The organism is Streptosporangium sp. NBC_01755 (assembly GCF_035917995.1).
GTDB lineage: Bacteria > Actinomycetota > Actinomycetes > Streptosporangiales > Streptosporangiaceae > Streptosporangium.
Genome location: NZ_CP109131.1, coordinates 4406063 through 4418861, shown reverse-complemented (window position 1 = coordinate 4418861; position 12799 = coordinate 4406063). Strand labels below are relative to the sequence as shown.

The 12799-nt window shown below is 68.5% G+C and carries 10 protein-coding genes; 3 read left to right on the top strand and 7 right to left on the bottom strand.

Annotation, left to right across the window (positions count from 1 at the left end; translation table 11 throughout):
* Positions 1-95: 95 nt before the first annotated feature.
* A complete protein-coding gene (locus OG884_RS21310) occupies positions 96-1268 on the top strand; it encodes a PQQ-dependent sugar dehydrogenase (RefSeq protein WP_326635464.1) in 1173 nt (390 codons plus the stop codon).
* A 94-nt stretch (positions 1269-1362) separates the two neighbouring features.
* Here OG884_RS21310 and OG884_RS21305 read toward each other — a convergent pair whose 3' ends face one another.
* From OG884_RS21305 to OG884_RS21295, 3 genes are all read right to left on the bottom strand, one after another.
* Positions 1363-2589 carry a glycerophosphodiester phosphodiesterase family protein gene (locus OG884_RS21305; RefSeq protein ID WP_326635462.1) on the bottom strand — a complete coding sequence of 409 codons (1227 nt, stop codon included), beginning with the start codon at positions 2587-2589 and terminating at the stop codon, positions 1363-1365.
* A 1733-nt stretch (positions 2590-4322) separates the two neighbouring features.
* The gene (locus tag OG884_RS21300; protein WP_326635460.1) at positions 4323-5177 is read right to left on the bottom strand and encodes a class F sortase; all 855 of its coding nucleotides are present in this window, start codon (positions 5175-5177) and stop codon (positions 4323-4325) included.
* Positions 5178-5189: 12 nt separating this feature from the next.
* On the bottom strand, positions 5190-6605 hold the full coding sequence (locus tag OG884_RS21295; RefSeq protein WP_326635458.1) for a hypothetical protein: 1416 nt from the start codon (positions 6603-6605) through the stop codon (positions 5190-5192).
* A gap of 241 nt (positions 6606-6846) precedes the next feature.
* Here OG884_RS21295 and OG884_RS21290 point away from each other — a divergent pair, with 241 nt between their 5' ends.
* Entirely contained in the window at positions 6847-7992 is a 1146-nt protein-coding gene (locus tag OG884_RS21290; protein WP_326635456.1) for an acyl-CoA dehydrogenase family protein, read from the top strand.
* A gap of 87 nt (positions 7993-8079) precedes the next feature.
* Here the strand turns inward: OG884_RS21290 and OG884_RS21285 are convergent, their stop codons facing one another.
* Positions 8080-8373: a hypothetical protein gene (locus OG884_RS21285; protein WP_326635455.1), complete on the bottom strand. Its 294-nt coding sequence runs from the start codon at positions 8371-8373 to the stop codon at positions 8080-8082.
* Positions 8374-8699: 326 nt separating this feature from the next.
* Here OG884_RS21285 and OG884_RS21280 point away from each other — a divergent pair, with 326 nt between their 5' ends.
* Positions 8700-8861, top strand: a complete 162-nt coding sequence (locus OG884_RS21280) for a hypothetical protein (protein WP_169750261.1) — start codon at positions 8700-8702, stop codon at positions 8859-8861.
* 36 nt (positions 8862-8897) lie between these two features.
* On the opposite strand, the gene OG884_RS21275 is transcribed toward OG884_RS21280, so the two are convergent.
* The 3 genes from OG884_RS21275 to OG884_RS21265 form a co-directional block, all read right to left on the bottom strand.
* Positions 8898-9671: an alpha/beta fold hydrolase gene (locus tag OG884_RS21275; protein WP_326635451.1), complete on the bottom strand. Its 774-nt coding sequence runs from the start codon at positions 9669-9671 to the stop codon at positions 8898-8900.
* A gap of 52 nt (positions 9672-9723) precedes the next feature.
* Positions 9724-11949 (bottom strand): ATP-binding SpoIIE family protein phosphatase, encoded by a 2226-nt coding sequence (locus OG884_RS21270; protein ID WP_326635449.1) that lies wholly within the window; start codon positions 11947-11949, stop codon positions 9724-9726.
* Positions 11950-12066: 117 nt separating this feature from the next.
* Positions 12067-12771, bottom strand: coding sequence for a metal-dependent transcriptional regulator (locus OG884_RS21265; protein ID WP_326635448.1), 705 nt, complete (start codon positions 12769-12771; stop codon positions 12067-12069).
* Positions 12772-12799: the final 28 nt, after the last annotated feature.

Below are 12799 nucleotides of genomic sequence, written 5' to 3'. Positions count from 1 at the left end.
TTACGGTGAGCATGGGGCACAGTGGTCGAGCACGCCGGGGCTGACCCGGCCCCGGAGTACCCGTCCAGGAACGCTCGGCCGCAGAAGGGGTGACCATGAGGAAGAACGCGGGCCGGATCGCGGTGGCCGCCGGACTGATGGCCGTGCTGGCCGCCTGCGCCAACGACCCGGCCGCCGAGGGGTCGGCTCCCCCGAGGGCGGCGTCGGCGACCCCCGGGAGCGGAGCCGTCGGCGAGACCCCGAGCCCGGTTTCGAGCGAGGTGCCAGGCGGGGTGCCGGACGGGGTGCCGGACCTCCAGGCGGGCAGGGAAGTGGCCAGCGGGATCGAGGTGCCCTGGGGGCTGGCGTTTCTTCCGGATGGCGACGCGCTCGTCGCCGAGCGCGACAGCGGCCGGGTGCTCCAGGTCCCCGGACGCGGCGGGCGGCCGCGCGAGGTCTACCGGGTGCCCGGCGTGGCCGCGAGCGGCGAGGGCGGTCTGCTGGGGCTCGCCGTGTCACCCGGCTATGCCAGGAACCGTTACGTGTACGCCTACCTCACCACCTCCTCCGACAACCGGATCGTGCGCTTCCGCCTCGGCGACGCCACGCCCCAGGTGCTGTTCGACGGCATCGCCAGGGCCTCCTTCCACGACGGCGGCCGCATCGCGTTCGGACCGGACGGCATGCTGTACGCCGGCACCGGAGACGCGGGGCAGCGGGACTCGTCGCAGGATCCGCGCCTGCCGAACGGGAAGATCCTCCGGCTGACGCCGGATGGCAGGCCCGCCCCCGGCAACCCGGTGCCGGGCTCGCCGGTCTACAGCCTCGGCCATCGCAACGTCCAGGGGCTGGCGTGGGACGAACGAGGGCGGCTGTTCGCCACCGAGTTCGGACAGAACGCGCTGGACGAGGTCAACCTGATCGAGCCCGGCCACAACTACGGCTGGCCGGAGGTGGAGGGCAAGGGCGACACGCACGGCGGTAAGTTCACCAACCCGCTGGTCACGTGGCCCACGAGCGAGGCCTCCCCCTCCGGTGCCGCCATCGCCGGGAACACACTGTATGTGGCGGCGCTACGCGGGGAACGTCTGTGGACGGTGCCCCTGCGGGACGGGAGGACCGGCGAACCTCGGGCCGAACTACTCGGCCGGTACGGCCGCCTGCGCACGGTCGCCGTGGCACCGGACGGGGCGCTCTGGCTGACCACGTCCAACACCGACGGACGCGGTGACGTGCGCGAGGGCGACGACCGGATCCTGCGCTATCCGGCCAGGGCCGAGACGGAGTGACGTTCCCCCTGGCCGCGACCGCCGCGGAGCCGGGTGGCCTCGACGGGCACGGTCAGCCCCCGGCCTGCAGCCGGCCCCGTATGGACGGGCACGGTCAGCCCCCGGCCTGCAGCCGGCCCCGTACGGTACGCGCCATACCGGGGTCGTCGGCGATCACCCCGTCCAGGTTGAGCCGGTACAGGCGCCTCAGCCACTTCCGTACCTCCTCGTCGGCGCGCCCGCCGGAGCTGTCGCCCCTGAGGTCCGCCCGGAGCCGTACGGCGAGTTTGCGAACCGTCGTGGCGTGGACCAGGAGCCCTTCTCCCTGGGCGTTCCTGACGAGCGTGGCGGGTGACACCGGCCTGCTCTCGAAACCGCCGGGATCGCGGGGACCGATCCGCTTCGTGACCAGGCCGATGCCGTCGGCGTACCCGGCGATCTTCCGCAGGCCCTCCGTGGTGACCATGTCGTCGTAGGTATCCGGATCACCGGCCCGCACATGATCGTACGGGGCGCCGTTCGCTCCGATGAACTGGATGAGCCGGAGCCGCGTGAGGGGATGCAACCGCTTGAGGTTCCCGGTCTCGAAGGACTGAATGAAGGCCGGGTCCCGCTCGTCGTCCCAGCCGTACTTCTGCAAGGTCTCCAGCAGCGGCTCCTCCAGCGGCAGCCCGATCGAGGCGAAGTAGGTGGGGAACTTGGTCTCGGCGTAGACGCCCACACCGTGCTTCTGCGCGAGCTGGACCACCTCGTCGAATGTCGGGATTCTCTCCATTCCGTCGTAGGCGGTGTTGCCCCGCCGCTGCACGGGGAAGCGCTCCCTGGCACGGAGGGTGTGCAGTTCCGCAAGGGTGAAGTCCTCGGTGAACCAGCCCGTGTGCCGGATGCCGTTTATGACTTTGGAAGTCCTGCGGTCGGCGAACTCGGGATGCCTCGCGACGTCGGTGGTCGCCGAGAGCTCGTTTTCGTGCCGGGCGACCAGCACATGGTCCTTGGTCGAGACGAGGTCGGGCTCGATGTAGTCGGCGCCCATCGAGATGGCGACCGTGTAGGAGAGAAGCGTGTGCTCGGGCCGGAAGGCGCTGGCCCCGCGATGCGCGATGATGATCGGCTCGCCCTCGCGACGCGCGGACGGCTTGACCGCCGGGCTCGCCTGACGCTCGGCCACAGAGTCCACAGACCGTTCGGCCGTGGAATCCGTGAGCCGTTTGGGCACCGAGTCGCCGGACCGTTCAGCCGTGGGGCTCGCGGATCGCGTACCCGTCGAATCCTCGTGATGGAGGGTGCCGATCACGGCCATTCCTATGAGTACGGCCAGCACACCGGCCCGCGCCTTGCTCACCTGCGTACACCCCTCGCTCTAGGTCAGAGGGGGGACACATTCACATAAACGCCTATACCCGGACCGGACAGGTGATTAACGATCAGAAGCGATTCCCCATTGGGATCGCGTTGCGCGAATTTCTCCGGAAATAATCTGAAATTTCCCCCAGCGGCGTCGGCATCACGCCCCCTCGGCGCAGCCGACATCACCGCGACCGGCGTGACGACGGCCCCAGTGGGACGTGCTCAAGTGCGGTGCCCGCTGTGACGCGACCCAGCGCGTGCCGTATTCCACGGAGAAGGCGTGCGGTATTCCACGGAGAAAGAATGAGTGGCTGATCACTCGGTTCACGTCTCGACATCTCCCGGGACGTCATCACCGGCGCGTCGATTCAGCTCGCGGCCGCCCACCGCGTCGACCTCAGATCTCATGCAGGCCTCAGATCCAGCCTCGGACCCCATACGGGCCTCAGATCCAGCCTCGGACCCCATACGGGCCTCAGATCCAGCCTCGGACCCCATACGGGCCTCAGATCCAGCCTCGGACCCCATACGGGCCTCAGATCCAGCTCGGACCTCATGCGGGCCTCAGTCCGACCTCAGACCTCATGCAGGTCTCAGATCCGACTTCAGGCCCCATGCAAGCCTCAGGCTCCGGCACCTGCCTCAGGTCCCCTTGCCGATCTCATACGGCTCTCATACGGCCGACCGGCGTCACACCGAGCGCGATCGACGATCGGTATCACGCCGACTTCAAATGACAGGCCAGGCCGTTACCAGCCCGCCCGGCCCGGCGGCCCGTGCCTGTGTCTGTGTCTGTGTCTGTGGTGCCCACCGTGCCTCGCCCGCGCCTGCCGCTCGAACCACCGATCCCCGTGTCGCCGAGCCTCCTGACCCCGCCGCCCGAATCCACGCCCCCCGTGCCGCCCGGCTTCGGAACCCCGCCGCCCGAACCCACGGTCGCCATACCCTCCACCCTCTACACCCCGCCGCCCGAACCCACGGTCCTCATACCGCCCGGACCTCAGATCATCTGACCGTCCGAACCCACGGTCGCCATACCCTCCACCCTCAACACCCCGCCGCCCGAACCCACGCTCCTCATACCGCCCGGACCTCAGATCATCTGACCGTCCGAACCCCCAACCCTCACCGCGCTCCGCGTCTGAACCCGGCCGACTGAATCTGTAGTCCTCATATCGCCCGGGATCGGGGTCATCTGACCGCCCGAACCCCCGCCCCCCATCGCGTTCGCCGCCCCGCCCCCGCCACCCGGACCAGCGAGCCCCGTGACGCCCCGCCGCGTGACCCCGCCGCCCGAACTCCCGCGCCTTGTGGCGCCCGGTATCCCAACGCCTCGGTCGCCCGAACCCCCAGTTCCCCCCGCGTTCGATTCTCGACTCAGAGCGCGTGGCCGTTCGTCCGTTCCCCGAACGCAGCCGTTTGATCGTCCAACCTCCGGCGTGCTTCGCCCCCGAGTTCGCGGACCGGTGGGCACCCCAACTCGTGGACCGCTCGTGCGCCGGCTTCGAATGCTGGACGGCGCCGAGGGCGGCCACCCCTATGAGTACGGCCACGACACCGGCCCGCACGATGCTCATCTGGGCACACCCCCGCCTTCTGATCATTCGGGGGGGCCACTTCGTACAAACAACTCCCTACCCGGATTGCCGGGGAGGCTAACGATCGGAGGCGGGTACCGGAGAGGCCGCGATATGCCGGTTCAGCGAGTACGGCGGCCGGACACCGCATTCAGGCGCGACGGGTCTTCGACAGGGTCGCGTAGACGATGATGTTGTCGGTGTAGTGGCCGGTCTTCCTGTTGTAGACACCGCCGCAGGTGATCAGGCGCAGGGTCGCCTCGCCGGTGTTGCCGTAGACCCGCTTCGACGGGAAGGCCGCCTTGCTGACCTGTTCCACACCGTCGACCGTGAACTCCACGAGGGTCCCGTCCGTCCGGGAGACCTTGATCTTGTCCCCGCGCTTGATCTCCTTCAGCCGGCTGAAGACGGCTGCCCCGCTCCGGGTGTTCACGTGCCCGAGAACCACCGAAGGTCCCTGCTGCCCGGGGATCGGACCGTGCTTGTACCAGCCCGCCTGGTTGGGCTTGCTCAGCGGGGGCGTCTGGATCTCCCGCTTGGAGTCGACACCGAGCGCCATCAGCGGGGCCAGCACGCCGATCTTCGGGATGGCCAGCCGCCGGGGCTTCACACCGTTGCTCTTCAACGGCGCCGGAGGCTGGACCACCGGCAGCGGCGGCGGCGCCGTGGGCGCGGCGGCCGTCAGCGGGACGTCCAGTCCGCCCGGCCCCACCGATGACGGCAGCACTCCCGCGGGCTGCTGGTCGGCGACCTGCTCCCCGGTACCCGGCTGCGCGCCCGGCTGTGCCTGAAAGCTGCTGACCGCCGCCTGCGGCTCGGACAGCCCATAGCCCGGATCCTCCGGCGCCGGTGAGAGGTACGCGAGCAGCCCCGCCATGATCGCGGCCACTCCGCCGAGCGACCCGGCCACGAGAAGCCCGGCCATCAGCATGTTTCCCTTGGGCTTGGCCGCTGAGCCGCCGCCGTGGTAGGGGTCGGGACCGCCCTGCGCAGGTCCTTGGTACATCCGGCGTCTCCTTCAGCTATCCCTCTGGCCACGCGCGTGTGCCGCCCGCCGCCTCATCAAGGCCACACCGCCCAGCGCGCTACCGGTCACCATCACCGTTCCCGCGCCGAGAAGCCCCAGCCCGAAGCCTCCTGCCGGCGCCTCACCGGTCTGAGCCCCACCGCTGGGCGTGATGATCACCTGTGGCGCGACGGGCGTGGGCCGGGTGGGGGTGACGGTGGCGGTCACGGTCAGGGTCGGCTTCGGCGTCGAGGTGGTCGTGCTGTTGACCCCGTTCGCCGGAGGAGACGTCGTGCCGGTGTGGGTGGGGGTCGACGTACCGGTGTGGGTGTTGGTGGGAGTGGCGGTCGGCGTCGTCGGCGTGACCGTGGGGTTCGGCGACCCGGTCCCCGTGCCCGTCGGGTTGGGCGACTGGGACCCGCCCACCGCGGAGATCGTGACGTCCACCGAGACCGGCGCGCTGACGAGCGAGCAGGTGGCCCGGTACTCGTTCGGCGGGTTCTGCAGCTCCCTGGTGATCACCCGGAAGGCGTCGAGCTGCGCCCACTTGCCGTTCTCCAGGTTCTTGACCTCGATGGTGTGCTCGCCGTACTTGAGGCCGTTGAACCTCCACAGCGTGAGCCCACCCTCGTGGGCGGCGTTCGTCTGCGTGCCGTCGGGATTCTTCGAGGCGTCGACGAAGGACGGTGTGGCGTCCTGGCCGTCGATCCTGAACCCGACCTTCCCCGCTTCATTGCTGCGCCGGGCGACGTACTCGATCCCGGTGCCGGTGAACGTGAAGGAGGCCCAGGAGTTCACCTTGTCTGTACGGTGGAGGTCGCGGCCGTAGTCGCCGATGCTCAGAAGCTCGCTGCCCAGGTACGTCCAGTCGGCCGCCGCATGGTAGCTCACCCGCGGGTCGTCGTCGTTGACCATGACCTCGCCGGCCGGCGGTATGAAGTCCACGAACAACTTCCTGGGGCTGACCTTGAGCGTCCCGACCCGGTCGATGTGGGCGGAATCAGAGATCCCCTCGGGAAGCCTCAGGATGCTGCCCGGCTGGAGCTGATTGGCCTGGTCCAGGCTGCCCTTCGGCTGCAGGACACCGACCCAGCTGCCGGAGAGCTGGGCGTTCCCGGTGACCAGGACCTTGCTCCCGGGGGCGAAGAAGTCGGGTGAACCGAACCGGGTCGGATCCTGCTTGTAGCCGAGCTTCCAGCCGATGTTGAGCGGCTCGCCGACCTTGATCGTGGTGGGGATCGACACCTTCGTCCGGAGGTTGACCGTGCTGTTGTTCAGCGCGACCCCTCCGGTGCACGCGTAGTCGACCACGAGTTCGGCGATGCCGGCATCGGCCGCTTCGGAGGGCAGCGCGACCAGCGCGCCGCCGACAAGGCACAGGGCCGAAACCGCGAGAGATCTACGGAGCCCAGATCGCCACCGAACCACCACACACTCCGATCACAAAGGCTGCCGTCAACGGGCATAGCCATAGCACACCGAGGGTAGATCGTACGGTTTCAACCATCTTCGGCGCAGCGAGATATCGGGTACGTACGGAGACCGTGGCGCACTTGTGATCTGGATGTACATCCACAAACCACCGCAAGCCGTACCGGCGGCGCCCAATCAGGTGTACCCCAAAGTAACAGAATTGTATTCTGTGTCACGGACCCCTAGGAGGCACACAATGCAGCGAGACCTCTTCGAAGAGGAGCACCGGCTCTTCCGCGAGACAGTACGCGAGTTCCTGGCCCGTGAGGTGGCGCCCCATCACGCCCAGTGGGAGAAGGACGGCATCGTCCCCCGCGAGGTGTGGAAGAAGGCCGGAGAGATCGGCATGTTCGGTTTCGGAGTGCCCGAGGAGTTCGGCGGGGCGGGGATCACCGACTTCCGCTACAACGCCGTGATCGTCGAGGAGATCATCGCGATAGGCGCGACCGGCCTGGGGTACTCGCTGCACAACGACGTCATGGCGCCGTACTTCGTGGACCTCACCAACGACGAGCAGAAGGCCCGCTGGCTGCCCGGGTTCACCAGTGGCGAGCTCATCACCGCGATCGCGATGAGCGAGCCCGGCGCAGGTAGCGACCTGCAGGGCATCCGGACGACCGCCGTCCGCGAGGACGACCACTACGTGGTCAACGGCCAGAAGACCTTCATCACCAACGGCATCAACTCCGACCTGGTCGTCGCGGTCACGAAGACCGACCCGGGGGCGGGCGCCCGCGGGATCTCGCTGCTGGTCGTCGAACGGGGCATGGAGGGCTTCAGCCGGGGCCGCAACCTGGAGAAGATCGGCATGCACGCCCAGGACACGGCGGAGCTGTTCTTCGACAACGTCCGGGTTCCCGCGGCCAACCTGCTGGGGCCACAGGAGGGACAGGGCTTCTTCCAGCTCATGGCCAACCTGCCGCAGGAGCGCCTGTCGATCGCGGTAATGGCGGTGGCGGCGGCGGAGACGGTCCTGCGGGCGACCATCGAGTACTGCAAGAGCCGCACGGCCTTCGGCCGCAACATCGGTGGTTTCCAGAACACCAGGTTCGTCCTGGCGGAGCTGGACACCGAGGTGGAGATCGCCCGTCACTACGTGGACAAGTGCATCCGAGCCCTCAACGCCGGGGAACTCACCGCTGTGGACGCCGCCAAGGCGAAGTGGTGGACCACGGAGCTGCAGACCAAGGCCATCGACCGCTGCCTGCAACTGCACGGCGGCTACGGCTACATGATGGAGTACCCCGTGGCCAAGGCCTGGGTCGACAGCCGTGTCCAGACCATCTACGGCGGCACCACCGAGATCATGAAAGAGATCATCGGCCGCTCATTCGGCTTCTGACGCGACATGGCCTGACCGCCAAACGGGAGAACCGCCGTCCTCGCGACGACGAGACAGCGGTCTCCCGTGATCGGCCGGCCGGTGCCGTCACCCCTGGGTGATCTCCTGGATCTGGACGGCCACCCCGTCCTTGATCGTCACTTTGGCAAGGAGGACGTCGCCCTTGCCGAGAGCCTTCCGTAGCTGCTCCACGGAGCAGGTGTGCGGAGCCTTCCCCTCCCTGCAGATCAGACCCTGTGCGTCGAGCACGACCGTGTAGGGCACGAGGAGGGCTTTCACCCCCTGGTCACTGCCGGAGGTCACCGTGATCGTGTCCGCTTCCCGCAGGGCGATCCGCCCCCGCGTCGTGTCATCGATGCCCCTGCCCCCCGGCACGTTCACTGACGGCGCCGCTGTGGGAGGTTCCTCCAGGGGCGCGGAAGCGGACGGAGAGGGGGAAGACGACGCAGGCGGGGGCGGGGAAACCTCAGCGGAAGGGGTCGCGGTAACGGTAACGGTCGCGGTCGCCGATGCGTCCGACCCGCCCCCTCCACTCGAACATGCGGAGAGGCCTACGGCCAGGGCTGCCATCAGCAGGGCACGCGTTACCTTCGATGTCCTTTTCACAAAACGTAACGATCTCACGGGTTCCGGATCGCGTTTACCCACCGCGAAAACGGCTCCGCCGCCGCATACTGGTCAACGGAGACTTCTCCGAGGGGGTGACGATGGACAGCGGGCTGATTCTGCTGATCTTCCTGGCGTTCCTGTTCGCCTGGGGCCTGAATCGGGTACGGCGCGCCTTCCGGCTCGGCCCTGTCGCGTACGCCGGTGTCATGGTGGTGTTCGTCATCGCGATGCTGGCCATCTGGGGGCAGAGCTTCCGTTAGAGCGCGTGCCCCGGCGGGACACCGGGAAACCCCGCCCTACGCGGATGCCTCCAGCAGCACACGCGCGACCAACTCGGGATCGTCGGTCATCGGCACGTGCCCGCACCCCTTGAGCAGTTTCACCCGCTGCCCCGACCATCTGGCGGCCCTTACCGCCTGCCTGCGCGGGAGCAGCCGGTCGTGCTCGCCCCAGGCGATCGTGACCGGCACCTTCGGCGGCGCGGGAGGCATCAGTCCCGCGAACGAGGCGAGGGTCTCGTCGAACCCCGAGGCGTCCTTGAGCGCCTGGAGAGCGGCGAGCAGCGCCTCCGGGGAGAGCCGGGTGGGATGGGCGACCAGGAGGCCCGCGGAGAGAACGCGGCCCAGCGGGTCCTCCGCGAGAGCGAGCGCCCGTTCAGGGGAAAGTCCGCGGGCGAAGGTCCCGATGGCCCGTAGGACGACTCGCAGGTATGCGAGCTCACTGCGGTTCCAGAACCCGGCGGGAGAGAGCGCGGTGGCCGAGCGGACCACGGAACGCGCGGCCAGTTCGAGGGCGACGTAACCGCCCAGTGAGTTTCCCGCCACATGCGGGTCGCGCAGGCCGAGCACCCCGCAGAAGGACTCGATCGCGTCCGCCAGGCTTTCGGCCGTGTACGGCGTGCCGGACGGCAACGGTGGTGAGACGCCGAAGCCGGGAAAGTCAACGGCGATCACGTCTCGCTCGGCGGCGAGCCGGTCGAGCACCGGCAACCATGCCTGCCAGTGATGCCCGATGCCGTGCAGCAGGACCAGGGGCGAGCCCGTCCCACGCCGTTCGAACGCCAGCTCCATGCTCCGAGTCAACCACCGATCGGGCACCTGTTCCAGCTCTGCCGCGTGTCGCTCAGCGCGATCTGGTGGGGATCTCGAACCAGACGGCCTTGCCCTCCTTCGTAGGTCGGGAACCCCAGCGCTTGGCGAGCTGGTCGACGAGATAGAGGCCCCGTCCGCCCTCGTCGTTCTCCCCCGCGCTACGGATGCGCGGCAGCCGGAGGTCCTGGTCGAAGACCTCGACCCAGACGGACTCCCCGCCCCGGCGCAACCGGAGCGTGAACTCCTTCTCGTTGATGATCTCGTCCTCGAAGCCGGGGATGTCCCAGGACTCGTCGAACGACAGCGGAGGACCGTCCATCGTCAGCTCCCTGCGCGGGATGCTGGCGCTGGCGGCGTGCAGCACGACGTTGGTGACGACCTCGGAGACCAGCAGGCAGGCGAGCTCGGCGCGCTCCTCGGGGACGTTCCAGCCGACGAACGCCTCCGAGGCCATCCGGCGTGCCTCACCCACCATGATCGGCTGGGCCGGGAAGGTGCGCTCCTCGACGGCCAGGTCCTCGGGGGCGGACCTGAGCACGAGGATGGCCATGTCATCGTCGATCTCGCCGGGCACCGCGACGGTGGCGGCGTCGGCGATGCGCTCGACGGAGCTGTCACTGATCTCGATGAGTCTCTCGCAGAGCTTCCCCAGCGTCTCCTCGACGTTGGGCGGCCTGCCGTCGGCGTCGCGGATGGGGCGGCGGTCGACGAGCCCGTCGGTGTAGAGGAGCAGCGCCGCCCCCGGGGGCAGCTTCCGCGTCTCCTCCTTGTAGACCAGGTCCGCGTGCATGCCCTTGGCACGGACCCCCAGCGGCTGGCCGACCTCACGGATGTCGAGTTCGGTGCAGGTGTCGCCGATGAGCAGAAGTGGGGGGGCGTGACCGGCGTTGGCGAACGACAGCTGCCGCGACCAGGCGTCGTACACCAGGTACTGGCAGGTGACGATGGGCGGGACGCTGATGTCGGTGCCGCTCTCGTCCTGCTCCGGGGTGGCGATGATGCGCGTCCACTCGTCGAGCCTGGCGAGGATCTCCGCGGGCGGCTTGTCGTCCTGGGCGAAGGCCCGCAGGGCCGCCCGCAGCTGCCCCATGACCGCCGCGGCCTTGGCGCCCCGGCCCTCGACGTCGCCGATGACGATGCCGACCCGGCCCGCCGAGAGCGGGATGACGTCGTACCAGTCGCCGCCGACCTGGGTCTGGATGCCCTGCCCGTGGCTGGCCAGGGGGGCGGCGGGAAAGTAGCGGACCGCGATCTCCAGTCCGTCGAGCTGCGGCAGCGCGCGGGGAAGCAGGTGCTTCTGGAAGGACTCCGCGGTGTGCCGTTCCTCCTCGAACAGCAGCGCGTTGTCGACGGCGAGCGCGACCCTGGTGGCGATCGCCCCCACGAAGTCACGGTCGAAGGCGTCGTAGTGCGGGCTACGCCGGTCGGTCAGGTTGGACAGCCCCAGGTACATCAGCCCGAGGATCTCACCTCGCACGCAGAGCGGCGCCACGATGGCCGAGGTCATGCCGATCTCGGCGGCCAGGCGGGTGTTGGCCTCACCGGGGCTGGGATAGTTGGTCTGGGAGAAGTCCTCGACGAGGATCGTCTCCTGGCGGCGCAGCGCGATGTCGGCGTAATGTCCCGCCGGGTAGCGGATCTCCGCCCCGATCGGCGCCCAGGTGTTGGGCGGCGGGCTCCAGCCCTGGACGTGTGTGGAGACCCTGCGGGTCAGCCGCCCCTCCTCCATCAGCTCGATGAAGCAGTGATCGGCGAACTGCGGGACGAGCATCTCGGCGACGCGCTTGAGCGTCTCCTCGACGTAGAGCGATCCGGCGAGGCGCTCGCCGATCCGCTCCAGCAGGCCGAAGCGGTCCTTCTCCCGCTCGTTGCTGCGCATCGCCTCGCGAGCGGTGATGACGATGCCCGTCACCGCTCCCGAGGGGTGCCGCAGCGGCACGGCCTGGGCCCGCACGTAGATGATCGTCCCGTCACCGCGCCTGACGTCGAACGTGCCCTCCCAGACGCCGCCCTTGAGGACGTGTTTGGAGAGCTCGACGGCCAGCGGATGATCCTTCTCCATGATGCCCAGGGAGAGGGACCGGTCACGGGGCCCCGATGTGCCCGGGCGCCCGAAAAGCCTTTCCGCGAAAGGGTTCCAGTAGAGCAGGTTGCTGAACCTGTCGGTGACCACCACCGCCATCTCAGCATGATCTAGGACGGAGCCAGCCGTAAGGTGATCAGCGGCATCCTGGGAAACATCCCCCCACCGCTTCATCCGGTGACCGCCCCTCGGGGGCGGGTGTGTGCAAAGCGAACCACGGTTGCTCCTGCAGTCTCGGCCTGGGAGCGGAGGGACTCCCGAACGGGATCCAACCGAGCTAAGGGGCCCCGGTCAGCGTATGGAGACGAAAACGTGCGCGGCAATCTCTCGCGGGAGATCCGCAAGAAAACTGCCCGCCTCGTCGTCACCTGTCACCCGCACACCGTCGTCACTCACCGCGAGCGTTACCTCGCGTCCGGGTTGTATCCCAACTTGCTTGAGTTTAAGCATCACAGCCGGATCGCTTTGCACTTGTTCGCTAATTCGCCGCACGACAACGGGTATATCTCTGGGTCCGGCCATCGCGGCCATCGACGGTAGCGACTCCAGCCGCCCGTCGGGAAGGCCCGCGACGCCGAGTTCCTCGAGGCCGGGGATCGGATTGCCGTGCGGATCCTCCGTGGGATTGTTGAGCAGGCGGACCAGCCGCGCCTCCACCGACTCGGACATGACGTGTTCCCAGCGGCACGCCTCGACGTGCACCTCTTCCCAGGGCAGGCCGATGACCTGGGTGAGCAGACACTCGGCGAGACGGTGCTTGCGCATGACACGGGTCGCGAGAGTGCGTCCCAGGTCGGTCATGGTCAGGTGCCGGTCGCCCTCGACGCGGACCAGGCCGTCGCGCTCCATCCTGGCGACCGTCTGGCTGACTGTGGGACCGCTCTGCTGGAGCCGCTCCGCGATTCGCGCGCGCAGGGGGACGATGCCCTCCTCCTCCAGCTCGAAGATCGTACGAAGGTACATCTCAGTTGTGTCGATCAGGCCGTGTGCGGTCAAGGTTCCTCCCGTCCTCTCTCGATGCTAC

Coding starts and splice junctions, on each gene's coding strand:
- OG884_RS21310 (WP_326635464.1), top strand. CDS start 96: ATGAGGAAGAACGCGGGCCGGATCGCGGTGGCCGCCGGACTGATGGCC.
- OG884_RS21300 (WP_326635460.1), bottom strand. CDS start 5,177: ATGTACCAAGGACCTGCGCAGGGCGGTCCCGACCCCTACCACGGCGGC.
- OG884_RS21290 (WP_326635456.1), top strand. CDS start 6,847: ATGCAGCGAGACCTCTTCGAAGAGGAGCACCGGCTCTTCCGCGAGACA.
- OG884_RS21280 (WP_169750261.1), top strand. CDS start 8,700: ATGGACAGCGGGCTGATTCTGCTGATCTTCCTGGCGTTCCTGTTCGCC.
- OG884_RS21275 (WP_326635451.1), bottom strand. CDS start 9,671: ATGGAGCTGGCGTTCGAACGGCGTGGGACGGGCTCGCCCCTGGTCCTG.
- OG884_RS21270 (WP_326635449.1), bottom strand. CDS start 11,949: ATGAAGCGGTGGGGGGATGTTTCCCAGGATGCCGCTGATCACCTTACG.